This is a genomic window from Methanobrevibacter sp. TLL-48-HuF1 (genome assembly GCF_023617305.1).
In the GTDB taxonomy this organism is placed as follows: Archaea; Methanobacteriota; Methanobacteria; order Methanobacteriales; family Methanobacteriaceae; genus Methanocatella; species Methanocatella intestini.
This window is the reverse complement of the sequence record NZ_CP081485.1, coordinates 394961-421701: the sequence shown is the minus strand read 5'-3', so window position 1 is coordinate 421701 and position 26741 is coordinate 394961. Positions and strand designations below refer to the sequence as shown.

General features: G+C 30.2%; 26 protein-coding genes and 2 pseudogenes. 19 read left to right on the top strand and 9 right to left on the bottom strand.

Features of this window, described 5'->3' with window-relative positions; translation table 11 throughout:
* Positions 1 to 5: 5 nt before the first annotated feature.
* Both K4897_RS02025 and K4897_RS02020 read right to left on the bottom strand, forming a co-directional pair.
* Positions 6 to 1625 (bottom strand): ABC transporter substrate-binding protein, encoded by a 1620-nt coding sequence (locus K4897_RS02025; protein ID WP_019267588.1) that lies wholly within the window; start codon positions 1623 to 1625, stop codon positions 6 to 8.
* Positions 1626 to 1903: 278 nt separating this feature from the next.
* Positions 1904 to 2302: a DUF3795 domain-containing protein gene (locus K4897_RS02020; RefSeq protein WP_094516151.1), complete on the bottom strand. Its 399-nt coding sequence runs from the start codon at positions 2300 to 2302 to the stop codon at positions 1904 to 1906.
* A 205-nt stretch (positions 2303 to 2507) separates the two neighbouring features.
* On the opposite strand from K4897_RS02020, the gene K4897_RS02015 reads away from it, so the two are divergent.
* The 5 genes from K4897_RS02015 (at position 2508) to rhuM (ending at position 5782) form a co-directional block, all read left to right on the top strand.
* A complete protein-coding gene (locus tag K4897_RS02015; RefSeq protein WP_004034464.1) occupies positions 2508 to 3062 on the top strand; it encodes a 50S ribosomal protein L15e in 555 nt (184 codons plus the stop codon).
* 30 nt (positions 3063 to 3092) lie between these two features.
* The gene (locus tag K4897_RS02010; RefSeq protein ID WP_094516150.1) at positions 3093 to 3518 is read left to right on the top strand and encodes an RNA-binding protein; all 426 of its coding nucleotides are present in this window, start codon (positions 3093 to 3095) and stop codon (positions 3516 to 3518) included.
* Between the two features lie 60 nt (positions 3519 to 3578).
* Positions 3579 to 3905 (top strand): carboxymuconolactone decarboxylase family protein, encoded by a 327-nt coding sequence (locus K4897_RS02005; RefSeq protein WP_019267564.1) that lies wholly within the window; start codon positions 3579 to 3581, stop codon positions 3903 to 3905.
* A 294-nt stretch (positions 3906 to 4199) separates the two neighbouring features.
* Positions 4200 to 4367: a hypothetical protein gene (locus K4897_RS02000; RefSeq protein ID WP_172439995.1), complete on the top strand. Its 168-nt coding sequence runs from the start codon at positions 4200 to 4202 to the stop codon at positions 4365 to 4367.
* Between the two features lie 371 nt (positions 4368 to 4738).
* On the top strand, positions 4739 to 5782 hold the full coding sequence (gene rhuM, locus K4897_RS01995; protein ID WP_094516149.1) for a RhuM family protein: 1044 nt from the start codon (positions 4739 to 4741) through the stop codon (positions 5780 to 5782).
* 136 nt (positions 5783 to 5918) lie between these two features.
* On the opposite strand, the gene fdhD is transcribed toward rhuM, so the two are convergent.
* Positions 5919 to 6749: a formate dehydrogenase accessory sulfurtransferase FdhD gene (gene fdhD, locus K4897_RS01990; RefSeq protein WP_094516148.1), complete on the bottom strand. Its 831-nt coding sequence runs from the start codon at positions 6747 to 6749 to the stop codon at positions 5919 to 5921.
* 151 nt (positions 6750 to 6900) lie between these two features.
* On the opposite strand from fdhD, the gene K4897_RS01985 reads away from it, so the two are divergent.
* From K4897_RS01985 to K4897_RS01970, 4 genes are all read left to right on the top strand, one after another.
* Positions 6901 to 7317, top strand: a complete 417-nt coding sequence (locus tag K4897_RS01985; protein ID WP_250416397.1) for an NfeD family protein — start codon at positions 6901 to 6903, stop codon at positions 7315 to 7317.
* Positions 7318 to 7327: 10 nt separating this feature from the next.
* Positions 7328 to 8233 (top strand): SPFH domain-containing protein, encoded by a 906-nt coding sequence (locus tag K4897_RS01980; RefSeq protein ID WP_019264209.1) that lies wholly within the window; start codon positions 7328 to 7330, stop codon positions 8231 to 8233.
* Between the two features lie 172 nt (positions 8234 to 8405).
* A complete protein-coding gene (locus K4897_RS01975; protein ID WP_004034410.1) occupies positions 8406 to 8666 on the top strand; it encodes a DUF6110 family protein in 261 nt (86 codons plus the stop codon).
* A 10-nt stretch (positions 8667 to 8676) separates the two neighbouring features.
* Complete coding sequence (locus K4897_RS01970; protein WP_250416395.1) at positions 8677 to 10800, top strand: heavy metal translocating P-type ATPase; 2124 nt, start codon at positions 8677 to 8679, stop codon at positions 10798 to 10800.
* 19 nt (positions 10801 to 10819) lie between these two features.
* Here the strand turns inward: K4897_RS01970 and K4897_RS01965 are convergent, their stop codons facing one another.
* The gene (locus tag K4897_RS01965; protein ID WP_019264207.1) at positions 10820 to 11755 is read right to left on the bottom strand and encodes a CPBP family intramembrane glutamic endopeptidase; all 936 of its coding nucleotides are present in this window, start codon (positions 11753 to 11755) and stop codon (positions 10820 to 10822) included.
* Between the two features lie 169 nt (positions 11756 to 11924).
* On the opposite strand from K4897_RS01965, the gene K4897_RS01960 reads away from it, so the two are divergent.
* Positions 11925 to 12665: an ABC transporter permease gene (locus K4897_RS01960; protein WP_019264206.1), complete on the top strand. Its 741-nt coding sequence runs from the start codon at positions 11925 to 11927 to the stop codon at positions 12663 to 12665.
* A gap of 10 nt (positions 12666 to 12675) precedes the next feature.
* A complete protein-coding gene (locus K4897_RS01955; RefSeq protein ID WP_019264205.1) occupies positions 12676 to 13434 on the top strand; it encodes an ABC transporter ATP-binding protein in 759 nt (252 codons plus the stop codon).
* 3 nt (positions 13435 to 13437) lie between these two features.
* Here K4897_RS01955 and thiD read toward each other — a convergent pair whose 3' ends face one another.
* Genes thiD through proS form a run of 3 tightly spaced genes read right to left on the bottom strand, consistent with a single transcriptional unit; the run spans position 13438 to position 16273 of the window.
* Entirely contained in the window at positions 13438 to 14178 is a 741-nt protein-coding gene (thiD, locus tag K4897_RS01950; protein WP_019266248.1) for a bifunctional hydroxymethylpyrimidine kinase/phosphomethylpyrimidine kinase, read from the bottom strand.
* Positions 14179 to 14853, bottom strand: coding sequence for a 2-phospho-L-lactate guanylyltransferase (cofC, locus tag K4897_RS01945; RefSeq protein ID WP_019264203.1), 675 nt, complete (start codon positions 14851 to 14853; stop codon positions 14179 to 14181). It lies immediately after the preceding gene.
* 10 nt (positions 14854 to 14863) lie between these two features.
* The gene (gene proS / locus K4897_RS01940) at positions 14864 to 16273 is read right to left on the bottom strand and encodes a proline--tRNA ligase (protein ID WP_250416393.1); all 1410 of its coding nucleotides are present in this window, start codon (positions 16271 to 16273) and stop codon (positions 14864 to 14866) included.
* 150 nt (positions 16274 to 16423) lie between these two features.
* Here proS and K4897_RS01935 point away from each other — a divergent pair, with 150 nt between their 5' ends.
* From K4897_RS01935 to K4897_RS01920, 4 genes are read left to right on the top strand one after another with little or no spacing between them, the layout of a single operon-like run.
* On the top strand, positions 16424 to 17470 hold the full coding sequence (locus tag K4897_RS01935) for an NAD(P)-dependent glycerol-1-phosphate dehydrogenase (protein WP_019264201.1): 1047 nt from the start codon (positions 16424 to 16426) through the stop codon (positions 17468 to 17470).
* Positions 17467 to 17904, top strand: coding sequence for a UPF0179 family protein (locus tag K4897_RS01930; protein ID WP_019264200.1), 438 nt, complete (start codon positions 17467 to 17469; stop codon positions 17902 to 17904). The genes K4897_RS01935 and K4897_RS01930 overlap by 4 nt, the downstream gene beginning before the upstream one ends.
* Before the next feature lie 18 nt (positions 17905 to 17922).
* Positions 17923 to 18588 carry a ribose-5-phosphate isomerase RpiA gene (gene rpiA, locus K4897_RS01925; protein WP_019264199.1) on the top strand — a complete coding sequence of 222 codons (666 nt, stop codon included), beginning with the start codon at positions 17923 to 17925 and terminating at the stop codon, positions 18586 to 18588.
* 10 nt (positions 18589 to 18598) lie between these two features.
* On the top strand, positions 18599 to 18817 hold the full coding sequence (locus tag K4897_RS01920) for a hypothetical protein (RefSeq protein WP_019264198.1): 219 nt from the start codon (positions 18599 to 18601) through the stop codon (positions 18815 to 18817).
* 53 nt (positions 18818 to 18870) lie between these two features.
* Here K4897_RS01920 and K4897_RS09145 read toward each other — a convergent pair.
* Together K4897_RS09145 and K4897_RS09140 are read right to left on the bottom strand one after the other, a co-directional pair.
* Positions 18871 to 19611 (bottom strand): annotated as a pseudogene (locus K4897_RS09145) (adhesin); the annotation flags it as partial.
* A gap of 414 nt (positions 19612 to 20025) precedes the next feature.
* Positions 20026 to 21555 (bottom strand): annotated as a pseudogene (locus tag K4897_RS09140) (right-handed parallel beta-helix repeat-containing protein); the annotation flags it as partial.
* A gap of 707 nt (positions 21556 to 22262) precedes the next feature.
* Between K4897_RS09140 and K4897_RS01910 the strand changes: the two are divergent.
* The 4 genes from K4897_RS01910 to K4897_RS01895 all read left to right on the top strand — a co-directional run bounded on the left by K4897_RS01910 (position 22263) and on the right by K4897_RS01895 (position 26715).
* Positions 22263 to 24089: a right-handed parallel beta-helix repeat-containing protein gene (locus tag K4897_RS01910; RefSeq protein ID WP_250416389.1), complete on the top strand. Its 1827-nt coding sequence runs from the start codon at positions 22263 to 22265 to the stop codon at positions 24087 to 24089.
* 247 nt (positions 24090 to 24336) lie between these two features.
* The gene (locus tag K4897_RS01905; protein ID WP_019264195.1) at positions 24337 to 25791 is read left to right on the top strand and encodes an ATP-binding protein; all 1455 of its coding nucleotides are present in this window, start codon (positions 24337 to 24339) and stop codon (positions 25789 to 25791) included.
* A 325-nt stretch (positions 25792 to 26116) separates the two neighbouring features.
* Positions 26117 to 26530: a secondary thiamine-phosphate synthase enzyme YjbQ gene (locus K4897_RS01900; protein WP_019264194.1), complete on the top strand. Its 414-nt coding sequence runs from the start codon at positions 26117 to 26119 to the stop codon at positions 26528 to 26530.
* A 2-nt stretch (positions 26531 to 26532) separates the two neighbouring features.
* Positions 26533 to 26715 carry a hypothetical protein gene (locus tag K4897_RS01895; protein WP_019264193.1) on the top strand — a complete coding sequence of 61 codons (183 nt, stop codon included), beginning with the start codon at positions 26533 to 26535 and terminating at the stop codon, positions 26713 to 26715.
* Positions 26716 to 26741 lie beyond the last annotated feature (26 nt).

Genomic DNA, 26741 nt, shown 5'->3' with positions numbered 1-26741 from the left:
TTAAATCATTTTTCTATTGATGAAACACGTTTCCAGTCATATATGTTTCCAAATATGTCTCCTCCGTGAGGTTGTAAAAGAGCAGTATCATTGGATATGTCTAAACTATCATCTACGAAATATCCGTATTTGATTTCACCGATCCATAACCATGATGCGTTACCTTGTGGTGAAATACCATGGCTGCCGTCCCAAACTGCGTTAGACCATTCGGAATATGAACTTTCACGTGATTGTTTAAATGCATTGTCAATATGTTGGTCAATAACACTGTCGTTTACATATGCTGGGTTATTGTAGCCAATACCTGCCTGGGAACTGTGGTATTCTGACCAGATTGTTGATGGGTCAGTACTTCCGAATCCCCAGATAATGGCTTGTGAATTTTTAACTCCATCCATTTCATCCCAATTAGAACCAATAGCTTTTACTTCAATACCCATTTCTTTTGCTTGTTCAGAAACAGAAACTGCAATTGCTTGTCTTTCAGGAGCATCAGATGAGTAATATAGTTCAAAGGATGCTTTTGTCCCGTTTTTCTCACGGATTCCATCACCATCACTGTCAACCCATCCTGCTTTTTCCAAGGTTTCATTTGCTTTTGCAATGTCTCCGTCTTCAATAGCAGTTGCATTGTTTGCCCATGGTAATTGGTGAGCAATTCCGTCGTAATTAGGATATCCGATTCCGTTTAATGCACCTTCACAAAGGCTGGTTCTGTCAATACCATAGTTTAGAGCTTTTCTAATTGCGATATCTCCAGTTACATTGTTACCTACATCGGCACCGTCAGGATTCTTTTCACCTGTATTCATTGTAGTTGGTAGGGAAATTCCCCTTACATCAATGGTATCTAAAAGGTACATATTGTATCCGTCAACATTTTCTTTTGCATAAGCTAAAGGTACAGCAGATACATCTACTTCTTTATTTTTAGCAGCATTAAATGCAGCTTCATTTTGAGCGAAAAGAATAGTTAATTTTTTGAATTCAGGTTGGTCTCCGTAATAATTGTCATTTTTTTCTAAAATTACTTGCTGGCCTTTATCCCATTGAGCAAATTTATATGGTCCTGATCCAACAGGATTGCTTCCATAAGTTTCATTGTTGTAGGAATCAGATGGTACTATACCAATATATGCTAATTTATCTAGGAAAGTGGAATCTGAGTTGTTTAAATCAAATTGCACAGTAGTTGGATTTATTGCAGTTGCATTATTCATATTACTTAAGTCTAAGCTAGCTCCAGTTTTTTTAGCTTCATTATATGTAAATGCAACATCTTCAGCATCTAATGTTGTGTTGTCGCTAAATTTAACATCATCTCTTATTTGAACAGTGTATGTTTTATAATCATCACTTATAGTATAATTAGTGGCTAAATCATTTCTATAAGTCATGTTTCTGTTCATTTTTAACAAAGTACTTTGTATTAAAGGTTCTGAATAATAGTTCCAACCTAAAATCGGATCAAAACCAGATTCTGGTTCTCCTCCGTGACTGTAAGCTGCAACTACAAGTTCGTCATCAGCACGTTCTACATGTGACTGTCCGAGATAAACAGCACATCCTATAATTATAACAATAATTGCAAGTATTGCACCTATAAGATATTTTCTATCCATTTTTTTCACATTTCGTTTCAATTATTAAAAAAGTAGCTTGTTAGTAATATCAATCCGATATTTAGTATGATATAATAACAACCTAATAATTTGTATTATCATAATAATTAATAAGGTTTACTAAAAAAAGTATTATTAAAATGCTTTATTTTGCCTAAAAGTATTAAGTATTACTTTTTTTTATTTTATTTATATATTAAGTATTATTTTTTAAAAAATAAGGAAGTATTACTTTTATTGGCTTATTTTAGCTATAAGTATTACTTTTAAAAAAAGAGTTATAATGAATAGTCACATTCACTGCATTTTTTAGTTTGAAATTTAATTACTCCTCCGCATTTGGGACAGGTCCATTTTTCACGGTCTGAATCTGTTATTTTACCAATGCCTATATTTTTTATTCTTTTGGCACTTTCTAAAGTATTTAAATCATATCTTTTAATATACTTTTTGCTGTGTTTTTTCATTTGGGGGCAGGGAAATTCACTGCATCTTCCGCAATAGCTAAAATTCTTTGTATCAAAGCAGGATTTTATTTTACATTTTAAACTAGCTTTAGTTTTTCCGTCATCACCTATTAAACATCCTACACATGGATTTTGATACCTTTCACAGCTAATACAGTTTATTCCACAAGGGGCCAGCAGTTTTGAATCTAATTTATCAGGCATTTTCATACTTTTCATCCTCATTAATATTTATATGGAATTAATTATAAATAATTGGTTAACACTAATTTTTCTTTATAAATTTGACCAAAACTTTATAAATAAATAAAACAAATATTTCATTATCGTTGATTTATTGACGATTACATAACTTTTTTCGAGACAATGTCTCATGGATGTGGCTTTTTAAAAAAGCTGAACAAAAGGTGTTATTATGTATAAATATATTAGAGATGCATGGAAAAACCCAGATGAATCCTATGTAAGGGAATTAATGTGGGAAAGAGCTCCTAAATGGAGAAGGCAATCAGCAGTTCAAAGAATTGAAAGACCAACCAGGCTTGATAGAGCTAGAAGTTTAGGTTACAGAGCTAAAAAAGGTTTCGTTTTAGTAAGAACCAGAGTAAGACGTGGTGGAAGAAGGAAATCTCGTTTTATCGGAGGACGTAAACCTAAAAGAATGGGTGTAAACAAAATTACTCAAGCTAAATCCATTCAAAGGATTGCTGAAGAACGTGTAGCTAAAAAATACCCTAATTTAGAAGTATTAAACTCTTACTGGGTATGGGCTGACGGTAAATATAAATATTATGAAGTTATCTTAGTAGATCCACAAAGTCCTTCTATTGTTAATGATGAAAAAATCAATTGGATTTGCTCCAAAAAACACACTAACAGAGCTCTCAGAGGCTTAACTAGTGCTGGAACTAAAGGACGTGGATTAACTTCCAAAGGAAAAGGTAGTGAACAAGCAAGGAGAAAAAAATAAATCTCCTTTCTTAATACCTTTTTTGATAAAATGATTCATAATATCAGATTTAGAGAGTTTGTTTATGAGAGTGAAAATCTCGATGAATTAACTCAGGCCATCTACAACATATTTCCAGATGCTGAAATTGAAAGTGAAGATGCAGAAGGATTAATGGAAGATAAAATCATTATACTGTCTGGTGTTGTAGATAAGAAAAGACAAACAAAAGCTTTTTTTAATTTACTTTTAGAATTAGACCAAAATCAACTTGATAAATTAAATAATGATTTGGAACGTAAAGTTGATGATAAAGGAAATTTATTTTTACGATTATCTAAGGAAGATGCAATTAATGAAAAAATTAAAATTGTAGATTCTGGAGATTCAATTCATCTTAAAGTCAAAATAGCAGCATATCCTGCTAAAAAGGAAATAGCTATTAAAAAAGTTCGTGAAGCTATTGAAAATAACTGATTACATTTATATATAACTTATTTTTTATATAATAACCAATCAATTAAGGTGAGTGGTTATATGAAAGATGAAGTTTTTTATGGAAAAGGAATTCATGAACTTGAAGGAGAATATCCTGACCTTTATGACCTTGTTAAAAATATAAGTGAAGTAGTTTATGACGGACATGCTCTTGATTATAAAACCCAAAAATTAATAGCTATTGGAATTACAGCTTCAAGAGCAGATCCAAGAGCTACTAAAAAACAAATAAAAAGTGGAATGCAGGAATTAGACATTACTAAAGAAGAAATAATGGATGTTTTGAAAATTGTCCTTTTAACTTCTGGAATGCCTGCTTTCAGTAAGGCTGTTCAAATTTTAAATAGCGTTGCAGAAACACAATAGAAAAAACTACCTCTTTTATTTTTCAAATGCTTTCATATAAGAGTTTAATAAAAAAAATAAAAAGGTAAAAATAGGAAATATGGGCAATGATGGAAAACTGTTAAAAGAATTTTCGTTAGAAAGAAACCTCTCTTCAGCCCCTATAAACGGATAAAAGTAATAATAAAACAATACACTAAATTTTACAATAAAACATTTTGCGAACTAATTATTGGGGGCTGAAGAAGAGGAAGAACTGGTCCTCAAATACAATTACGCCCCCAACAGAGACTACCACCCATAATCACACAAAGCTTGAAAATCACGCTACCAATAAATTATAAAGATTTGCCCGATCATGAAGTAATAAAAGTCGCATTAGATGTTGCAGACAACTTAATGAAAGCAGCAATATTATTTATGAGTACAAATGGTTGTGCTAGAATGGAAACTTTAAACTTAAATGTAACTGATTTTTACTGAATCTACACAAGAATATCATATGAAACAGACCTTAAAAGGTGGTTGACATGTTTTTGAAGATTTATTAATTTAGTGAAAATATTTTATAATATAAAATGAATGGTTTGGATGAAGTGATAGTATTTTTTGTAAAATGAACAATAACTTAACATTTCACAAAACTAATTAAACACTAAAATTTAGAACTCAATGTGTTTTATTTTTTTATACTGAATAATGTTTTGCATTTTATTATTTTTATTGAATATATTGTATTTTTAAGGTTAATTTTTTGAATAGAAACATTTATATTAACTTATAATATAAATATAAAAACAAGAAACACATAATTAATTTTTTTTGGAGAGTAAAGTGTAGAGGTTATATAAATTATGGTGGAATTTAAATTAGTTGAAAAATTATTATATCAAAGTGAAGAGGGATCTGTTGAAGGTGAATTTATTATTGGTGATGATACATTATGGGCTAGTCAAAAAGTTATTGCAGAAATTTTTGGAACAAGTACTCAAAATATATCTAAGCATTTCAGTAATATAGTTCAGGATGGAGAGTTAAATAAAAATGAAGTTAGTTTAAGTTCCAAAAAATTATTTGAGGAGAAATCCGAGTTTATCAACTCAGAGTTGATAAACTCTAAAAAAGGAGGAAGGCCTCAAATATGGTATAATCTTGATGCAATTATATCGATAGGGTATAGAATAAACAGTAAAGAAGCCACTCAGTTTCGTAAATGGTCTAATGCTATTTTAAAGCAATATATGGTTAAAGGTTTTGTATTAGATAAGGAACTTCTGAAGAAAGGGGGAAGATTTACTAAAGATTATTTTGAGGAGTTACTCGAAGAAATTCGTGAAATTAGATCCTCTGAAAGAAGATTTAATCAGAAAATAACTGATATTTATGCAACAAGTTATGATTATAATTTTGAATCTGAAATAACAAAAGAATTTTTTGCTACAGTACAAAATAAATTAATATATGCAGTAAGTGAAAAAACTGCTGCAGAAATAATTTCAGAACGTAGTGACAGTGATAAACCACATATGGGATTGACTTCTTGGAGCAAATCACCTAATGGGAAAATAATTCAAAGTGATGTTGTAATAGCAAAAAATTATCTAAAAGAAAAGGAACTTAAATTATTAAATACTTTAGTGGATGGTTTTTTAACATTAGCTGAAAATAGAGCTATGAGAAAAATTCCTACAAGTATGGCAGATTGGAAAAATGTGTTAGACAGTTATATTACTTTAAATGAATTACCAAGATTATTGGATAAAGGAAAAATATCCTCAAAAGAAGCTAAAGAAATTGCAAAAAGTGAATATGAGAAATTTAGGGTTAAACAAGATAAAACCTTTGAATCTGATTTTGATAAAATGATTAAAGAAATAAAAAGGATTGAAGGAAAATAAGTAAAAAAATTGCGAGTTGAGTTAAGGAGTAATGAAGTTAGTTAATAAAAAGTAAAAAACAGTACTTTTTAAAAGCTTGGGGGAATAAAAGTTAAATTGTAAAAAATTAGAAACACAATAGAAAAAACTACTTCTTTTATTTTTCAAGATTTATTCTCTGCGGAGCACTGTAGAGATTAAATCTGTTATTTCTAACAAAACCAACCATGGTTATATTGCCTTTTTCAGCTATTTCATATCCTGAAGCTGCAGGTGCTGCATTAGATATGATAATTGGAATTCCCACTCTTATTACTTTTATAAGCATATCTGCAGGCATTCTTCCACTGTATGTAAGGTATGATTGTGTTAAATCGTATCCTAGTTTAAAAGCAGCTCCAATAACTTTATCTACAGCTACATGTCTGCTAACATCTTCTCTTATAATGCTTTTATCTTTATAAATTAATTGAGCTGCATGAACACTGCCTGTTTCTTGCCAAATTTTAGCATTTTCTTTTAAATTTTCCATGTCTTTTATAATTTGTGTTGCATCTATTTTTAAAGTGGAATTATTTGGAGTTATTGTTTTTAATTGGGATCTGATTCCTCCGGCATTATCGGAATTTACTCCCTGATATTCAAGTAATCTGCAAACGCATGCATGCTCGCAATCTCCTTTTCTTTTTTGGACTATTCCTTCCTGCTCAAAGTCCTCTTCAGGAGTATGGTTAAGACGAGTTTTAACTAATACATTTGTTTCACTTATTTTTATATTTTTTATATCATTATTTGTTTTTATTAAACCTTCTCCAAGACAATATCCAATTGCAAAGTCATCTAAGTTTTTTGGATAAACTGAAAACTTTCTTGGAGGCAAATAATCAATAAATAAATAAGCATATTCATCTTCAACAGTTTTTTCTTCTACTTTTTCGCAATTCCCATTTTTCCATTTAATTGCATTTATTGTTTTGATAAATTCCATATGAACTGCCTCTTATTAGATATTATTAACAATTGTTATATTTAAATTATCTCTTTTATGAAAATCACCTTAATTATTAAGTATAATAAATTACAAATAAATTATATGATAGCTAAACAAATAGCTATAAAAAATATTAAAAAAGATTCATATGGATATTTATATTTGGATAACTTTGATGGTTGTCTTTTTTATAATGGAATTAGTTACTGCTAGCTTTTTTTTAGTATGGTTTGGTGTAGGATCAATTGTAGCTATAATATTGAATTATTTAGGCTTTAATCCATATATTCAGTTTATTGGATTTGCAGTTTCTTCATTTATTTTAATATTATCCACTAGAAAGTTTGCTAAAAAAGTAACAAAAAAAGCAGGTAAAAATGCAACGGCTGAAAGACTTATTGGGCAGAAAGGTGTTGTTTTAAAGAAATTAAATAAAACTAATGTTGTTATTAAAGTAGCTGGTGAAGAATGGTCCGGATATAGTGAAGATGACTTAAACATTAATGATAAAGTGGAAGTTATTGGAATTGACAGCATTAAGTTAATTGTTAAAAAAATAGATTAGGGAGGATAATATGATTGAAATAGCAATTTTAATTGTTATATTGTTGGCCATTATTGGAATTAAATGTATTAAAATTTTAAGACCTTATGAAAAAGGGGTTATTGAAAGATTAGGTAAGTATCAGAGAACTGTAGGTAGTGGAATTGTTGTTTTAATTCCATTTATTGAAACATTGCAAAAAGTAGATTTAAGAGAGCAGGTTGTAGATGTACCTCCTCAGGAAGTTATTACTAAAGACAATACTGTTGTTGTCGTTGACTGTGTTATATTTTATGAAGTGGTAGATGCTTTTAATGCAACCTATCACGTTGTTGACTTTTATCAGGCTATTACCAAACTTGCACAAACCAATTTAAGAAATATTATTGGTGATTTGGAATTGGACCAAACATTAACTTCCCGTGAAATGATTAATGCAGAATTACGTGAAGTATTGGATGAGGCTACTGATAAGTGGGGTAGTAGAGTTGTTCGTGTTGAAATTCAAAAAATTGAACCTCCTCAGGATATTGTTGATGCAATGAGTAAACAAATGAAAGCTGAAAGGATGAAAAGAGCATCTATTCTTGAAGCTGAAGGTTATAAACAATCTGAAATTAAAAAGTCTGAAGGAGATAAACAAGCAACTATTCTTGAAGCTGAAGGTAATGCAGAATCTATTAAGAAAATGGCTGAAGCAGATAAACAGGCTGCAATTCTTAGAGCGGAAGGGGAAGCAGCAGCTATTGAAAAAGTATATGCTGCGATCCATGAAGGAAATCCTGATGATGGTTTAATAGCTATTAAGTATTTGGAATCTCTTGAGAAAATAGCTGATGGAAAAGCAAGTAAAGTCTTTTTACCTCTTGAATCTAGTGGTGTTTTAGGTTCAGTTGCAGGTATTGCCGAATTATTTAAAGATGATAAAAAAGAATAAATTTATTCTTCTTTTATCTGTTTTTTCTTATTTTTTCTTATTTTTAAATTTATTTAATTTCCATATTATTTTTTTTAGGAATACCTAATATATTTATATAATATGACAGATATAAATTTTAGGTAGACCTAATAAATTAGGTTTTATAATAATTATATTTGGAGGAAATAATATGGAAGAATACATTGATAAAGTAATGGAACATAAACATGCATTAATTTTTGTTGGAGGAATAGCTGCAGCTATTGCAGGTAAAAAAATCCTCGAATCTAAAGCTGTAAAAGAAGGCTGTACTAAAGGTATGGCTGCTGTTTTAGCTGCAAAAAAAGATGCTGAAGAATGTTACCAGGACATGGTTCAAAATGCAGAAGACATTGTTGTCGATGCTAATAAAGATGATAAAAAAGCAATTTATGTTGAAGATGACGAATAAGGTTTAAAACATGAAATACCAAGTAATGTATAATAACGGAACTCGTATTAGAGTTCGTTCAGGTCAAGCAGCCTTCACTGAAAAAGAAGGTTATGGTATTTCTGCATTGCTTTTAGAAAATAATTTTATTAAAAAAGTTTTTACATCTCATAGAAACGGAAGTATTTTAATCTATTATGATGATGTTAAAAACAGAGATAAAGTCTTTGAAGCACTTGATAAAATAACTGCTGATGATCTGGTTGAAATTGAACCGGATATGTATATGAGTTCAAATGAGCTAACTAATAATTTTTGGGTTAATTTATCAGGTATGCTTGTGAGAAGGGTATTAAGTAAAATTGTATTGCCTATTCCAATTAGAAATTTATTGACTGTTTATAGAGCTGCTAAATATATGTGGCATGCTTTAGATAGTTTAACAAGTTTCAGAGTGGATGTTGCTTTACTTGACGGAGCAGCAGTTACCGGATCACTTCTTAAAAGAGATTTCGATCCGGCAAGTTCCATGATGTTCTTATTGTCAATTTCTGATTTGCTTGAAGACTACACACTACAAAAAACAAAAAATACTTTAAAAGAAAGTTTAACTTTAAATATTGATACTGTATGGGTAGTAAATGAAGACGGTGAGGAAATACAACAGCCTATATCTGAAATCAACAAAGATGATAAAATTAAAGTTCATATGGGTGATGTAATACCTGTGGACGGTAAAGTTGTTGATGGTGAAGGAATGGTTAATGAAGCAGCCATGACTGGAGAACCATTGGCTGTCCATAAAATGCCTGGAAAAACAGTTCACGCAGGTACCGTTGTCGAAGAGGGCAATTTAATTGTTCAAGTCTATTCTTTTGATAAAGAAACCAGATTAAATAAAATTATCAACCTTATTGAGAATTCAGAAGAATTGAAAGCAGATGCTCAAAGTAAAGCTGAGGAATTGGCAGACTCTATTGTGCCTTACAGTTTCCTTACAACATTCCTTACTTATTTAATAACTAGGGATACTACAAAAGCACTGTCTGTTTTAATGGTTGATTTTTCATGTGCACTTAAATTAACAACTCCATTATCTGTTATTTCAGCAATGAAAGAAGCTTCAGATAATAGGATGATGGTTAAAGGTGGAAAATTCCTTGAAAAATACGCAACTGCAGATACAATAATCTTTGATAAAACTGGAACTCTTACTAATGCAACTCCAAAAGTTGTTGATGTAATTTCTCTTGGAGATTATTCCAGAGATGAAATTTTAAGAATGTCTGCATGTATTGAAGAGCATTTTGCACATAGTATTGCTACTGCTATTGTAAAACAAGCTGAAGAGGAAGGCCTAAAACATGAGGAAGACCATAGTGAAGTTGAATACATTGTAGCTCATGGTATTGCAACAAGTTATAATGGCAAACGTGCTGTTATAGGAAGCAGACACTTCCTGTTTGATGATGAAGGTGTAGAAATATCCAAAGAAGATGAAAAACTCATTGACGAAAAAATCTGTGAATATTCAGTTGTTTATCTGGCTATTGACAATAAACTTGAAGGTATTATATGTATTAACGACCCTGTAAGGGAAGAAGCTAAGGATGTTATTGAAGAGCTTAAAAGATTAGGCATTGAAAATGTCATCATGTTAACTGGAGACAGTGAAAGTGGTGCAAAAAGTGGTGCTGAAGCATTAGGCATAACTGAATATCGCTCTCAGGTGCTTCCTGAAGATAAAGCAAGTATTGTTGAAAGTTTAAAAGAAGAAGGCAGAACTATTATTATGGTTGGAGATGGAATTAATGATTCTCCTGCATTGGCTGCTGCTGATGTATCTGTTTCAATGAAAAACTCTTCAGATATTGCCAGAGAAGTTGCAGATGTTTCTTTACTGTCTGATGATTTATATGACTTAGTAACACTTAGAAGATTAAGTGTTGGTATGTTAAATAAAATAGATACTAATTATCATAGTATAATTGCTATTAACGGTTCTTTAATTGCATTAGGTATGTTTGGAATTATAACTCCTTCTACATCTTCACTGATACATAATTTATCAACTATGCTTTTAGGAGCTTTAAGTACACGTTCTGTATTAAAAGAACCAAGAGAAATAGAAGTTAATGTAGTAGAAACTGCATAAACTTCTTAATTTATTTTTTTTAAGCTATTGATGTAAATATGGTATAAGACATCAGTAATATAAAACAAATTATTCCCGGATTTAAAAGGATTGTACTGGCCGGATTTTTTAGAATTATTTCTTTTTCACTTCCGTCAAATCTGATTTTATCAAAATACTTGATGGAGTAGATTAAACCCATAACTGTTAATCCTAAAGTTATTAATATGTATAAAATAACGCCAAATGCACTTGTCGGTGAAATTACACTTCCATTAGCTAAATCTAATAATGGTTGTGAAACAAATAAGCTGACAACTGATCCTATGAAATTTATAATCATGTGTAATCCAATTGTATATTTGATTTGTCCTGTTTTTATATAAATTATTGCAAAAAATCCTCCAAGAAGGAATGCATAGAAAAATTGACTTAAATTTCCATGGAAAAATGCAAATAATAATCCTGAAAGCAGTACTGAAATTGTACCTCCGTATTTTATAGTTCTGTCAATTAATAACTTTCTAAATATGAGTTCTTCAAATATTGGAGCTATTATAGTTATTATAATTAGGTTTGCAATTAAACCGGAATTGTTTATTACATCATTAATTGGATTAGCTACTTCATGCTGTATTAATGAGCCGATTCCTGCAGTTGTAATAACTCCCATCATATTTCCGATCCACATTAAAAACATTGTAATGGATATACATATTATAAATGTTTTAATGGTCATTTTATGTTTTTCAAGAGTTTTTGCTTCTGTTTTTCTCATTATATAAATAAATATTGGTAAAGGTAAGAGATAAGTCCAAATAGCTGAGAAAAATGTCATCATTGTTTGATTAGATAAAAGATTTGGATTAATTATGCTTATGAGTAATCCGATGAATATATTCAGCACAAATATGATTATTCCAAGTGCAAAATAATTAAATCCAATCTTTGAAAAAAATCTTCTATTTGCTTCCAAAGCTACACCTCACTTTTATTGTATGTAACATTTATTTTACTTTTTGCAGTATATATACCTTTGGATACAATTTTGATTTGTGAGTATCTACTTAAAATCATGTGAAATATTTATATAAATATACAATCAATATTAATAATTGTAAAAAAAATTTTATGTAAGTGATTTAATGAATAAAGATAAGTTCACACCGATAATTTTACCAATTTTTATTATAATTATCTGGTATATCATAACTTCTGTTTTAGAGTTAGTTAATCCTTATTTCTTACCAAGTCCGGGCAGTGTTTGTCATTCTGCTTGGAATATAATGCAATCTGGAGAACTTTTTGTTGACACTATGGATACTTTATTTAAAGTATTTGGTGGTATGGCACTTGCATCTGTTGTAGCTATTCCTTTAGGAATATTGCTTGGATGGTATAGTAAGTTAGAAACTTTATGCAGTTTTGTAATTAGTATATTAAGGCCAATACCTCCGATAGCATGGATTCCATTTTCAATATTGTGGTTTGGGATTGGAACTGCTCCGGCTATATTTATTATTTTTATAGGATGTGTTTTTCCAATTCTTATTTACACAATTGACGGAGTTAAAAGAACTGATAAAGTTTTAATTGAATCTGCACAAACATTAGGTGCAGATGATAAAACAGTGCTTACAAAGGTTATTTTACCTTCTGCAGTGCCTCCTATAGTTTCCGGACTTAAAGTTGGTGTGGGAATAGCATTGATGTGTACTATTTCTGCAGAGATGATTGGTTCAAGTAGCGGTTTAGGATATTTAATTTTAACAGCTACAAATTTATTTGATACTGGTACTACTGTTGTAGGTATGTTGGTTATTGGTTTAATTGGTTTAGTCCTTGATTATGTCTTCGGACTTATAGAAAAAAGAGTATTCTGGTAGGTAGTTTAAAATGGCAATTGAAATTAAAAATATAAATAAATCTTTTCATGGTCGCGGTTTGGATCATGATATAAAAGTTTTAGATGATGTTAATTTAAATATTGAAGATGGTGAATTCGTTTGTCTTTTAGGCCCTTCTGGTTGCGGTAAAACAACTCTGCTTCGTTTGATAGCTGGGCTTGACCAACCAACTTCTGGGGAAGTTATAGCAGATGGTGAAACTGTTAAAAAACCATCTGGTGACAGAGCAGTTATTTTTCAGCAATATTCCTTATTTCCATGGTTGACAGTTTTGGAAAATGTGATGTTCGGCCTTAATCTCAAAAAAGACAGAACTAAAGAGGAAAATCTTAAGGCTGCAGAAAGATATCTTGAAAGTGTAGGTTTAATTGACTTTAAAGATAGTTATCCACATGAACTTTCAGGTGGTATGAAACAAAGAGTTGCAATTATTAGATCTTTGCTTAATCATTCACCTATTTTACTAATGGATGAACCATTTTCTGCATTGGATATGCAAAATAGACACATGCTTCAGGAACAGCTGATTGGAGTTTGGAAAAGATTTAAAAATACAATTGTTTTTGTAACTCATGATGTTGATGAAGCAATTTATCTTGCAGATAAAATTGTTATAATGGACAAAAATCCGGGTAAAATTAAAGAAATCTTTGATGTAGATATGCCAAGACTTAGAAAAAGAGAATCCAAAGAATTTATTGAAATTCAAGAGGAAGTACTTGATAAATTAAATGTGGAAGATTTCTAATAGCTATAATTTTGCTATTAGGGTTCCATATTTTCCATTTTTTATACTTTCGTAAGTATAATCTGAAGCTTTTAAAATACTTGTTTTCAAGTCGTTTTTCTGACTTAAATAACTTACAATAGCTGCTGAGAAGTTACAGCCGCTCCCGTGTAAATTATCTGTTTTTAATAATTTTTGCTTAAAAATACTGGTACTTCCGTCAATATTGATGGTATTTATCCCATTGAGATGTCCACCGGTTATAATGTTGTTGCAGGTTTTTCCTAATTTTTCACAAGCTTTTTTAGCTTCTTCTTCATTAGTAATTTTAATATTGGTTAATTTTTCAGCTTCAGAAACATTTGGGGTTGTAAGAATAGCTTTTGGAAGTAAATATTTAAGTAAATTCTGACTTAAATCATTTTTAGCTAATTCTCCTCCGGATGTTGCTACCATAACCGGATCAACAACAGCTTTCAGATTATATTCTCTGATTTTTTTAGAAACGGACTTGATGATATCAGTTGAATATAACATTCCTGTTTTAATATATTCAACATTGTAGGTGTCTAAAATAGCATCAATCTGCTCTTCAACATAGCTGGTTTCAATAGCTTTTAGAGAGTACATCTTTTGAGGATTTTGGGCAGTAAGTGCAGTTACAATTCCAGTTCCATAAACACCAAGTGCCTGAAATGTTTTGATATCTGCAAAAATACCTGCTCCTCCAGATGGATCAACGCCAGCTATTGACATTACAATCATTTAACTGCCTCTTGTGACTCTCAAACGTTCGCTGCCATGTACTGACTCAACATTTATTTTTAACTCTTTTAAATAACGTCTGGTTTCAGTATTTTCACCATGAACCATTATTTCTCCTAAATCTTCAGTTGTATTAACATCCAGAGCCATAAATAATGAGTCGTGAACTTGAGGATTTAAGTTTTTTCTGTCTGCAGCATTTACATGTTCCTTATAACTGAAATCTCCAAATTTAGTTCTGATAGCCAGTGGTTTCATAATTATAGTGTTTGTTCCCCCTCCTTTTGAAGGAATAATGATGAAATCAAGCTGTTTACTTGAATCGATTACCATTTTAAGGTTGGTTTTACCGATGAGGGGAATGTCAGATGGCATTATGATTACTTTTTTAGTTTTGCCTTTACAGTATTCCATAGCCTGTTTTAATGCTTTATTTAAATTTGAATTTTCATTTTCTTTTAAAACACTTAAGTTTAAGCTTTTAGCATATTCTAAAACATCTTCATCAGCACTGATTATAATTATTTTATCAGTATATTTTCTTAAAGTATCAGTAACATCTTTAAGCATAACTTTCAGGAGTTTTTCCCTTTCATCTTCACTTAAAAATGGAGATAATCTGGTTTTGCATTCTTTAAATTTGCTGACAGGTATTATTCCATAAATGTCATCCATATTTTCATCTCTAGTAGGTTTTAGCTATTAATGCAACATATTTAGCATCTTCATCACTGATTATACATTTTTTACTTTCTCCTTCAAGTTCTTCATAGATACCTAAAACAGAATAACCAGTGATTTCTTCTATTTTTTGTCCGCAGGCAGTATCTCCACACCAGTTAACTGCTACAACATTTCCTGCTTCAATTAACTCTTTAACTTCATCAATGTCAGATGCAAATTTAATGTGGTCTTTATGGAATTCTTTTGCACTTTCAGCAAGGTTTTCATTTAATTCATCAATTAAACTAATTACATTGCCAACAAGATTTTCATCTAAATCAAGTTCAATTTTTTCCAGTTCATCTCTACGCATAGCTATTGTTTTGTTGTTTTCTAAATCTCTAGGACCTAATTCAAGTTTTATTGGAGTTCCTTTTAATTCCCAGTCATAGAATTTTTTACCTGGTCTGATGTCTCTGTCATCAATATTTACACGTAATCCTGCAGATTCAAACTCTTTTTTAAGTTCTTCACATTTAGCTAAAACTTCTTCTTTTCCTTTTTTAAATAAAATAGGAATGATTGTTATTTGTTTTGGTGAAATTTCCGGTGGAAGACGTAATCCTTTTTCATCTCCATGAATTCCGATTGCAGAAGCTATTACTCTGTCAGATAAACCTGCACAAGTTTGATAAACCAGTTTATGTTCTCCGTCTTTATCTTCAAAGGTTATATCGAAGGTTTTTGCAAATGTTTGACCTAGATTATGGATAGTACCGATTTGCAGGGTTTTTCCGTCTGGCATAATTGCATCAAAAGCCATGGTATAATCTGCACCGGGGAATTTGTCCCATTCAGGTCTTTTAGTTAAAGTATACGGGATACCTAATGTATCAAAGATTTCTTTATACTTTACAATATGTTCCTGAACTTGAATATCTGCCTCTTCTTTGCTTGCATGAGCAGTATGTGCTTCCTTAAAGGTAGTAATCTCACGAACACGAATAAGTGGTCTTGTATGTTTTGTTTCATATCTGAATGTATTTACAATTTGATAATATTTCAATGGCAAATCAATATGGGACCTAATCCATAGTGAGTACATTGGATAGATTGATGTTTCACTAGTTGGTCTTAAGGCTAATTTCTCATTTAATTGAGTTTTACCTCCATGAGTAACCCAGTAAACTTCATCTTCAAATCCTTTTACATGCAATCCTTCTTTAGCTAGTTCTGTTTCTGGAACAAGAAGTGGAAATAAAACTTCTTCATGATCATGATCATATACTTCTTTTATTAGATTTGTTGTATATTTTCTTATTTGGAAACCGTAAGGCATCCATACAGCCATTCCTTTAATAGGATATCTTGAATCAGTTATGTTAGCTTCTTCTAATATGTCATGAAACCATTCACTAAAATTTTCCACCATATCACCTTAATTAAATTTTTATAATAATTATATATCAGTTGTTAATGCCTATTAAATCTATTTAAAGAAAATTTTGTCATACCTAAATGATAAGCTATTTATAACTACTAATTAAAAATATACAAATGTATAATATGTTTGGGAGATATTATGAATACTAGAAAAATACAAATGCCTCGTGAAGTATACATCGGACCGGATGTTATATATGAAACTGGTGAAATTTGTAAGGATTTACATTTAGACAATAAAGTTTTAGTTCTAACAGGTCCGAATACATATGATATTGCAGCAAAACATGTTATTGAAAGTCTTGAAGATAAGGACATTGAAGTAGATGTTAAAATTGTTGAGAAAGTATCTTATGATTCAGTAGATGAAGTCAGTGAAATGATTGCTCCGAATACTACTGTTTTAGGTGTTGGTGGTGGAAAAGTTATTGATGTAGCTAAATTAGCTTCATTTGATAAAAATGTATTTTTTGTTTCAATGCCAACTACTGCTTCACATGATGGTATTGTATCTCCTTTAGCTTCAATAAAAAATCCTAAAACTGCAACATCTGCTAAAGCCCATGCACCAATAGCTGTTATTGCTGACAGTAAAATTATTGCAAATTCGCCTTTTAGATTATTATCTGCAGGTTGTGCAGATTTGATTTCAAATTTTACGGCTATTAAGGATTGGCAGTTAGCTCATCGTTTAAAAAATGAGCCATATAGTGAATCTGCAGCATCATTATCTATAATGTCTGCAAAAATGATTACTGATAATGTTGATAGTATTAAACCGGGTTTGGAAGAAAGTGCACGTCTTGTTGTTAAAACTTTGTTTAGTAGTGGAATGGCTATTAGTATTGCAGGTTCCAGTCGTCCGGCTAGTGGATCAGAACACACATTTTCCCATGCTTTAGATAAGATTTTAGATAAGCCTTGTTTACATGGTGAACAATGTGGTGTTGGAACTATTTTGATGATGTATTTATACGGTGGGGACTGGAAATTTATTAGAAATAGTTTAAAAGCTGTTGGGGCTCCAACATCTGCTAAGGAATTGGGAATTAGTGATGAAAATGTTATTGATGCATTAACAATGGCACATACTATTAGGCCGGAGAGATATACTATTTTAGGAGATAATGGCATATCTGAAGATGCAGCTTATGAATTAGCTCTAAAAACTGGAGTGATAAAATGATTACATTAATTGGTAAAGATTTGGCAAAAAAGGGTAATGAGTTTATTTTTTATGGTTCTGTAGATGAATGTGAAAGTTGTAGATTTAAAGCATCTTGTGTTGACTCTTTAGAAAAAAATAGGAAATATAAAATCATTGATGTTCGTGATAATGAACAAAAGTGCCCAGTTCATGCTGAAAATATAGTTATTCCGGTAGAAGTTGACAGGTCTAATATAACATTACTTTCTTCCTCAAAAAGTGTTTTTGAAGGGTCTACATTTTCTTATGAATCTGTTGATTGTGACGAAGAATGTGAATATCATGATTATTGCTTCCCTGAAGGATTAGTTGATGGGGACAAATGTATTGTTTTAAAAAATCATGGAAAACATAAAGGTGAATGTAAAAAAGGATATAAACTTAATAAACTTACATTAGGTTTTGTTATTTAAAAATAAGGATATGTTAATATGAATCTTAAAAAAGAAGCAGGTTATAAAGCGGCAGAATATGTTACAGATGGAGATGTCTTAGGACTTGGAACAGGATCTACAACTCATTATTTCATTGAAGCAGTAGGTAAAAGAATAGCTGATGAAGGAATAAATGTTATGGGAATTCCTACATCTTTTCAATCATTACTGCTTGCTAAACAATGGAACATACCAATTACCAGCTTGGAAGAACATGACATTGATTTGGCTGTTGACGGTGCAGATGAAGTAGATAAAAACCTTAATCTTATTAAAGGCGGAGGAGCAGCTCACACTAAAGAAAAAATTGTAGATTATGCTGCAAAGAAATTTATTGTAATTGTAGATGAATCAAAGTATGTTGAAGAAATTGGAAACTTCCCAGTACCTGTAGAAGTAATTCCTGATGCATCACGTGTAGTTATACAAACTTTGGAAGATATGGGTGCAAAATGTGAAATAAGAATGGGTGAGCGTAAAGACGGACCGGTCATAACAGATAATGGAAATTTTGTCATTGATGCCAAATTTGAAAAAATAGAAAGCCCGATGCATATGGAAATAGATTTGAATTCTATTCCGGGTGTTGTTGAAAATGGTATTTTTACTCAGATGGTTGATAAAGTTATAATTGGTACTTCTGAAGGTATAAAAGAATTGTAAAGGTGTTATAATGCCAATACCAGGTGGAATTCCATATGATTTTAAGGAAATAGCTAATAAAATAGCTATGCTTATGGGAATTTTAATTATAATTTATGCTCTTTTATGGATTTTAGCAGAATTAAAATTGATCCCAGTTGTTTTATTTGCAATATTTCCACAAATTGTTCTTCTTTTAATAGGAATATTCATTGTCTATATAGCTTATTCCAGAAGAAACAGTTACTGATTTTAAAATTATTTTTTGAAAAAAAGAAAAAATTAGAGGTTTTTAACCTCTTTTTAAGCTATTTTTATTGTGTTTCCAGTTTGGAAATCATTCCAGTAGGAAGTTATAATGTATTCACCACTCATTAATCTGATTCCTAAGCTTGCAATACCATCTTTATTAGTGACTTTGTGATAGAAGACACCATTTACATTAAATGATACATTCTGGTTAGCTAATGGCTTGCCTTGACCATCTAAAGTTTGTGCAGTGAAGTTACTGCCGTCTAAGTATTTCATATCTAAATCTTTAGTTACTAAAGTCGGTAATACAGTGACTTTGTTTCCAATATCCAAACCGTCAACCATAGTTGTAATAGTATAGTTTCCAGGTCTTAAAGCTATTCCTAAGCTTGCAACACCGTTTTTATCAGTGGTTTTTGTGTAGAAAACACCGTTTATGTTAAAGGTTACATTTTTATCTACTGCTAAAGAACCGTCTTTGTTATAAATTGTTGCTTGGAATTTAGATGCATTTAAGTAATATTTAGTTAAATCACTAGCTTCAACTAAAGATTTAACATCTATACTGAATCCTTGTTCATCACCATTAACAGGATTATATGCAGTTAAAATATAATGACCAGGTCTTAACATAATATTCATCTTAGCTGTTCCGTTAGCATCAGTTTGTTTAGTGTAGAATACACCATGGATATTAAATGTAACATTTGTATTAGCTAATATTTTTCCTTGGCCATTTACAAATGTAGCAAAGAATTGAGTTCCATTTTGATACATTTTAGTTATGTTATTTCCAGTTATAGTTGATAAAACAGTAATTTTGGTATCTACAGAGTTTGCTCCAAGTGTTTTATTTCCAGCATAAGCAACTGTTGCAGTATATACTCCAGGTCTTAAATAAATGTTCATTTCAACAACACCATTGTCATCAGTGGTTTTGTTGTAAGAAACACCATTTATAGTAACTGTAATATTGGTTTTAGCTAAGTTGTATCCGTTATTGTCTTTTAAATTAATATGTAATTTAGTTCCATTTTTATAATACATTGTAACATCATCAACGATAATAACTGCTTGTGGTTCTTTTGCAGAGTCATAGTAAGTTCCTTGTGCTTTGTCAGCATCTTGGTATTTATTATCTGCTTGAACAATGTAATATGGGAATGATGGAGGGAATGGTAATCTGTCTAAATTGTAATTATTATTACTGATAGTTACATTGTAGTATCCACCACCAACAATTATGCCTATTCTGCTTCCTGTTAATGTGTTGTTGAATATTGCTTCATTACCTGAACCGTATGCAGTTATGGAGCTTAAAGTACATTTAATAATAGTGTTATTGTATACTTTGTGTCCGGAAGAGTGCATAAGGTATATTCCTTCTTTTGAACCGATAACTGTGTTGTTGAATACAGTTACATTTGGTCCGGTTCCGTGTCTTACGTCAATACCGTGGTTTACAGCATTGGTAACTGTGTTATTTGCAATAATGCTGTTAGCTGATCCAAAGTTTATTAATCCAGTGGTGTATTGGTCATGGATGTTGTTATTTGTAATAACAGCATTTTTATTGTATTGTAAGAAAATACCCCATGAAGATCCTTTAACATCACAATTGGTAATTGTTATGTTTTTATTAGATTCTGAGTAAAGGGAAGTGGTTTTATATTCGTCAGTGGTTGTACTAACAGTATTTGGATTATATCCTGGAGCTTTTCCAATGATGTTTAAATCAGATACAACTGCATTATCAGTATTGAATAAATATAATACTGATAAGTAAACACAACCGTATCCTCCTTCATTGGTTTTTTTCCATACTTTTGAAGGAATATTGGTGTTATTAACTCCTTTTGTTTCATATCCGATTAATGTTGCGTTGTTTCCAAGTATTTTAATGTTTTTATCAACATAAATACAAATATTTTCATAAATTCCGTTTTTTTCAAATGATAAAGTGTCACCCTCTTTCATTGAATCAATCATTTTTTGAATATTTTCACTTGTGGTGCCGACAGGAACAGTATATGTAGTTCCTGTAGGTTTTAATATTCCACTATAATCAATTACAATGTCTTTAGGAGTTTCAATGTCAGTTTTATTGGTATATGCTGGAGAGTAAGTACTGATATCACTATAAGTTCCACTTACACTTTGTGGACTTTGATATGCAGAATCTGCAATTCCTACATAATATACAAAAGTAGGCGGGTAAGGTAAATTAGCTAATTTATAGGTATTTTCACCAATGGTGATATTTGAAAATCCGGAACCTAACAATACTCCCATTCTGGATTTGAACATTGTATTGTTGTATATATAAATATCAGAAGAACCATAACAGGTTATTGAACTGATGGTACAGTTGATAATGGTGTTGTTATATACATTGTGTCCTCCGGAATGCATAAGGTATATTCCTTCTTTTGAACCGATAACTGTGTTGTTGAATACAGTTACATTTGGTCCGCTTCCGTGTCTTACGTCAATACCATGATTTATAGCATTTGTAACTTTATTATTTTTTATTATACTTTTTGCAGATCCAAAGTTTAAAATACCAGTTGTTGATTGATTTTTAATGGTATTTTGATTTATTGTAGTATTTACACAAGTTTGTAAATAAATACCCCATGAAGATCCTATTATAGTATTATTAAGTATTTCTAAATTTTTAGCTTGATAGGCATAAAGTACAACATTAGAATAAGTTGTACTGTTTAAACCAACCATGGTTAATCCGTTAAGTTTTACATTTGCTGTTTTAAGAATATAAACAGTTGCAAAATTAGTTATTCCATATCCGCCAGTTTTTGTTGTGTTTTTAACAATGTCTGGAATATTTGTATTGTTAATTCCTGGTGTTTGATAACCAATTAATTGTGCACCATTACCGTTTACAGTAATATTTTTATCAATATATATGCAAATGTCTTTATATTCACCTTTTTCAAAATTCAATACATCTCCGTCATGCATACTGTTTATAGTATTTTGAATAGTTGTACTATTTGAACCAGTATGAACAGTATAATTGGAAGATGCTGTTACTTCCCCATAAACTGCATTATTTGTCATTGGACTTGAAACGCTGTCGTCAGAAGTTGCATTACTTATGTCTTCTGCAAAAACAGAGCCTGAAGATAAAATAACAATGAATGCTAAGAATATGGATAATATCAATCCTTTTTTATTCATTATTCTACCTCATTTAATGATATTAAATACGTTATGTATTTAATGGTATATCCTTTGTTTGGTGATATGATAAATATTTCGATTTGAATTTTAATTATATTTACTTTAAAAATGGTTATTTTTTCATTTAATCTGATTTATAGTGTTTTAAATTATTGAAAATATTTATATGCTTTGATTTTCATATACAATTTTAATCAATATAATTATTGATTTATAATGTATGTTGATGGTGGATTGACATGGTTGAAAAGAAATATAAAAAATTGTTAAATCTTTTTATCATATGTCTTTTAGGTTTAATCCTAGTTTCATCTGTCTACGGAGCTGATGAATTACAATACAGTAATGATGACATTGTTATGGGAACTACTATCTATGATGTTTCTTCCGACTTATCCAATGATGACATTCAATCAATGTTGGATAATGCTGGACAGGGAGATACCTTTAATTTTGTTAGCAAGGAATATAAGGGGATTTCATTAGTTGTTGACAAAAAAGTAAATATTGTCTCTAATGTTAACAGTACGGTTTATACATCTGGAGAGCTGTCCAATAAAGCTCAGGAGTTAAATATTGATAAAACTTTTGGATTTTATTTCACAAAAAATAGTGCAGGCAGTGTCTTATCCGGATTTAATATTGTAGCTGCATCATCAGATTATGGAGTTATTGTTGATAATTCGGACAATACTATTATTAGGGAAAATTCTATTGTTGATGCCGGAAATAATGTTTTGGTTAAAAACTCAAAGAATGTAACTTTATTTGGAAATGTTTTAAATAATGCCCAGGAAAACGGGCTTCAGCTTAAAAATGTTTCCAGTTGTTATGTAGCCAATAACACAATGATGTTCAATGGCAGATCAGGAATTGAGATTTATGATATTGATAATTCCAATATAACTTCAAATTATTGCTGCAATAATAGTTTTAACGGAATTTCATTATACGGCAAATCTTTTAACAATTCCTATACTCATAATTTCCTTAATTACAATACAAATGGTATTTATATAAATTGTCAGTCATGGGGAGATGAAATTAAAGCAAATACTCTTATCCACAATATTCAAAACCCCAACTGTGAATTAGGTGGTTTTGAATCTGGTAATGGTCTTTTATTTGGGGATTCATATCGTGCAGTAGCTAATAATGGAGTTTATGTGTCCTATAATTCATTTGCACATAATGAAAACTTTCAGGCTAAAAACAATCCTTTACAAAATATGATTACATTAGGTCCGAATTTTTTCAATTCTGACGACCCTGAAAATACATTTGTCTGTCCGTTATTGCTTGCAAAAATCCTAAGATTAAATGCAATATCTTTACCTAATGGTATAGGAATTCAAATGGTTGAAGGAGATACACCAGTAAAAGAAGCCGGAACTGTTTCAGTTCAGGTTGAAGTTGACGGTAATATGTATACTGCAACTTTGGAGAATGGTAAAGCAGTAATTAAAGCAGATCCTAATGTTGACCATCAGGTTGAAATTCAGGTTGGCGGAGAACATAATCAGGAAGTTAAAAAAATAAAACAGAAAGTAACTTCCTATAATAAAAAGGATGATTCCGGAAGTTCTGATTCTGGTAATAAAGATAACACAGGATCTGACGGCAAACCTTCTGATACTGATGGTGATAATTCAGGTGATAAAACTGGTGATAATTCTGGTTCTGGAGATGCTTCTGGTGGAAATACCAATTCTTCAGTAATTAGTGATGGTTCAACTTCTTCTGGCGACAGCGGTTCTGCAAATGTGAAAAACTCTGATGAATTTTCACAGTACCTTGGAACAAATAGTTCTGATTACTATCAGAAATATGAATCTTTAAGCGGTAAAGAGGCTATGGCTAACGGAGATCAGAGTTCAGCAAAATCTTCAAGCAGCAGTGATTCTCCAAGTGATGACGGTTCATCAAAAGAAGGAAAATCTTATGAGTTAGTATCTCCAAATAAAATAGCTAAAGCAATTCAGAACAGTTCTGGAGTTATTATTCTTGCAGTAATTGCTTTATTGGTTTTATTTGTAATAGGATATAAACGTAAAAATAAAATGTGATAAACATTTTTTTCATTTTTCTTTTTTTAATTTTTAAATACTTGTTTTATATAATATTTTCATAATTGGAAATATTAGGTTTAATTTGGATACAAATAAACTAAATGAAGATGTAAAGTTAAATTTTAAAACTATGGTGATTAAAAGGTTAGTTATATATAAATAACTATAACTGTTAAAAATAGTAGTATATATAAATAACTATGACTATATATGATAATAATTATTATTTTGAGGGGGCAAAACAATGAACGAATTGCAAAATAAATATATTAGAAATCAAATATTGTCAGTACCTATGAAATTAAATCAGGAGTTAACATACAAAGATAAAAAATTTAACAAACGTTCTGATTATGATAATATTATAAAATATATTGATAATTTTCTTGAAGGGGAAGATATAAATCGTTTTATTGTTTTACCTGGGGTGCGTGATGTTGGAAAAACAACTCTGCTATTTCAGGTATATGAATATCTTCTAAAAGAAAAAGGGATATCTCCTGAAAATATTTTGTATTTTTCCTGTGACCGATTAAAAAAAATAGGTAATGCTGATATTTTTAATGTTGTTAATTCCTATTTGGAAACATATCATAATTCAATAATTGAAACATTATCTAAACCGGTATTCCTTTTAATTGATGAAGCACAGTATGATAAAGAATGGGCGTTAAATGGAAAATTAATATTTGACGGCACTAAAAATATTTTTATGATTTTCAGTGGATCATCTGCACTAAAACTTTCTTATAATCCTGATGCTGCAAGGAGATTATTAAATATTCCAATTTACCCGTTAACATATTCAGAACATTTAAAATTAAAATATGGAAATTTTAAAAATGATATTTCAGAGTCATTAATTCAAATGATTTTTGACGGAAATGTGCAAAATATTGCCGATTTAGAAAGAAGAATAATTAATATATATTCAAGTTTTTCAAACTATGATATGTATGAATTGAAGAATTTCTTAGAATTTGGAGGTTTTCCATCTTCATTTTATCAAAATACTAATGATATAACTAAAAAAATTGTTGATATGGTGGATAAAGTTGTTACAACGGATATGGCCAATATTGAAGGTATAAATAATGATACACAATATCTTGCTTTTCAGATTTTGAATTTTTTTGCTTTTCAAAATCCTGGTGAAGTTTCAAAAGGTTCTCTTTCAAATCATTTTGATGCCAAGATTGCTTTAGTCACTAAAGTATTAAATATTCTTGAAAAAACACAATTAATATTTCATATTGAACCCTTTACTTCATCAGTAAAACGAACAACAAAACCTTATGAATATTTTTTTGCAACATCAAGTTTAAAACATAATCTTATATTAAATATAGGCAATGCTACCTTTGAGGATGAAACAGCATATATGGGAAAACTGCTTGAAACTTATGTAGCTTCAAGTTTCCATGATTTGGATAATAAAAATCACATAAATTATAAAATATACTATGATGACAGCAATAAAAAAAGTAGTGGGAAAAATGTTGACTTTATTGTTCAAAGAGGATTAGAAAAACCTATTCCAATTGAAGTAAGCTGTGGTAAAAAGGATAAAAGTCAAATTAAACGTGCTATTAGTACATATAATTCTCCTCACGGTATAATTATTTCAAATACCAAATCAAATATTGTCAAAGAGGACAATATTATTTATTTACCTCCTGAAACATTTGCGTTTATGTAATTGGGGGGAGAGTTTTTGAGTAATTACTGAATACGTCATATAATAACTTATATTTGCAAAAGTCTTTAATGAAAATAAATAGTAAGTTGATTGAATGGAGAAAAATACTTAAAATGATGATTAGAATGATATCTTTGTTTATTTCTTTATTTTTTTTAGCATTGATTTTTCAAAACCAAAATCTGAAAGATTTTTTCTGCTTTGAAAATAAATTACTAACTCAAGAATAAGTCTGCAAAGCCAAAAAATTAAAAAACTATTTAAGTTTCACTGTATTGATTTGTTTTTTAATTTTTAAATACTAGTTTCATATAATATTTTTATAATGCTAATTGAAAATATTGAGATTAATTTAGATACAAATAAGACTTTTGAAATTATTGACATAACATCTAAAATTAATGAAATAATAACTAATTCCAAGGTCAGCAATGGAATTGTAAATTTATTTTCTAAACATTCTACATCAGCTATTTGCGTAAATGAAAATGAGGAAGGCCTACTTGAAGATTTGGAATTTGCATTATCCAATATAATTTCTAATAAATTTAGTTATAAACATGATAATATTGATAATAATGCTAAAGCTCATTTAAAATCATTTTTACTTTCTTCTAGTGAGTCTGTTCCAATATATAACAATAAATTAAATTTAGGAACTTGGCAATCAGTATTTTTTATAGAATTAGATGGACCAAGACATAATAGGATAGTTAACATAACTTTAATTGGAGAATAACTATGAATAAATGGGTTTTATTTTTAATTGTAATTATAGCTGTTGGCGGTGTTTTGATAGCTGCTGAACAAATGCCACAACATGGTGAAGATTCACAAAACATTTCAGTTAACAATTCTTCTCAAAATAATCCTGATGTAAATTACTCTGAAATTGATGTTCAAATGAAAAAACTGTGGTATTAACGGGCTAATTATCTAAATTGCCTAAT

What these genes read in the sequence shown, in the direction of transcription:
- fdhD (WP_094516148.1), bottom strand. Translation starts at nt 6,749, where the DNA reads ATGGAATTTATCAAAACAATAAATGCAATTAAATGGAAAAATGGGAAT.
- K4897_RS01905 (WP_019264195.1), top strand. Translation starts at nt 24,337, where the DNA reads ATGAACGAATTGCAAAATAAATATATTAGAAATCAAATATTGTCAGTA.
- rpiA (WP_019264199.1), top strand. Translation starts at nt 17,923, where the DNA reads ATGAATCTTAAAAAAGAAGCAGGTTATAAAGCGGCAGAATATGTTACA.
- proS (WP_250416393.1), bottom strand. Translation starts at nt 16,273, where the DNA reads ATGGTGGAAAATTTTAGTGAATGGTTTCATGACATATTAGAAGAAGCT.
- K4897_RS01935 (WP_019264201.1), top strand. Translation starts at nt 16,424, where the DNA reads ATGAATACTAGAAAAATACAAATGCCTCGTGAAGTATACATCGGACCG.
- K4897_RS01960 (WP_019264206.1), top strand. Translation starts at nt 11,925, where the DNA reads ATGAATAAAGATAAGTTCACACCGATAATTTTACCAATTTTTATTATA.
- K4897_RS01985 (WP_250416397.1), top strand. Translation starts at nt 6,901, where the DNA reads ATGGATATTTATATTTGGATAACTTTGATGGTTGTCTTTTTTATAATG.
- rhuM (WP_094516149.1), top strand. Translation starts at nt 4,739, where the DNA reads ATGGTGGAATTTAAATTAGTTGAAAAATTATTATATCAAAGTGAAGAG.
- cofC (WP_019264203.1), bottom strand. Translation starts at nt 14,853, where the DNA reads ATGGATGACATTTATGGAATAATACCTGTCAGCAAATTTAAAGAATGC.
- K4897_RS01955 (WP_019264205.1), top strand. Translation starts at nt 12,676, where the DNA reads ATGGCAATTGAAATTAAAAATATAAATAAATCTTTTCATGGTCGCGGT.
- K4897_RS02005 (WP_019267564.1), top strand. Translation starts at nt 3,579, where the DNA reads ATGAAAGATGAAGTTTTTTATGGAAAAGGAATTCATGAACTTGAAGGA.
- K4897_RS01895 (WP_019264193.1), top strand. Translation starts at nt 26,533, where the DNA reads ATGAATAAATGGGTTTTATTTTTAATTGTAATTATAGCTGTTGGCGGT.
- K4897_RS01970 (WP_250416395.1), top strand. Translation starts at nt 8,677, where the DNA reads ATGAAATACCAAGTAATGTATAATAACGGAACTCGTATTAGAGTTCGT.
- thiD (WP_019266248.1), bottom strand. Translation starts at nt 14,178, where the DNA reads ATGATTGTAATGTCAATAGCTGGCGTTGATCCATCTGGAGGAGCAGGT.
- K4897_RS01975 (WP_004034410.1), top strand. Translation starts at nt 8,406, where the DNA reads ATGGAAGAATACATTGATAAAGTAATGGAACATAAACATGCATTAATT.
- K4897_RS02015 (WP_004034464.1), top strand. Translation starts at nt 2,508, where the DNA reads ATGTATAAATATATTAGAGATGCATGGAAAAACCCAGATGAATCCTAT.
- K4897_RS02020 (WP_094516151.1), bottom strand. Translation starts at nt 2,302, where the DNA reads ATGAAAATGCCTGATAAATTAGATTCAAAACTGCTGGCCCCTTGTGGA.
- K4897_RS02025 (WP_019267588.1), bottom strand. Translation starts at nt 1,625, where the DNA reads ATGGATAGAAAATATCTTATAGGTGCAATACTTGCAATTATTGTTATA.
- K4897_RS01900 (WP_019264194.1), top strand. Translation starts at nt 26,117, where the DNA reads ATGCTAATTGAAAATATTGAGATTAATTTAGATACAAATAAGACTTTT.
- K4897_RS01930 (WP_019264200.1), top strand. Translation starts at nt 17,467, where the DNA reads ATGATTACATTAATTGGTAAAGATTTGGCAAAAAAGGGTAATGAGTTT.
- K4897_RS02010 (WP_094516150.1), top strand. Translation starts at nt 3,093, where the DNA reads ATGATTCATAATATCAGATTTAGAGAGTTTGTTTATGAGAGTGAAAAT.
- K4897_RS01980 (WP_019264209.1), top strand. Translation starts at nt 7,328, where the DNA reads ATGATTGAAATAGCAATTTTAATTGTTATATTGTTGGCCATTATTGGA.
- K4897_RS01910 (WP_250416389.1), top strand. Translation starts at nt 22,263, where the DNA reads ATGGTTGAAAAGAAATATAAAAAATTGTTAAATCTTTTTATCATATGT.
- K4897_RS01920 (WP_019264198.1), top strand. Translation starts at nt 18,599, where the DNA reads ATGCCAATACCAGGTGGAATTCCATATGATTTTAAGGAAATAGCTAAT.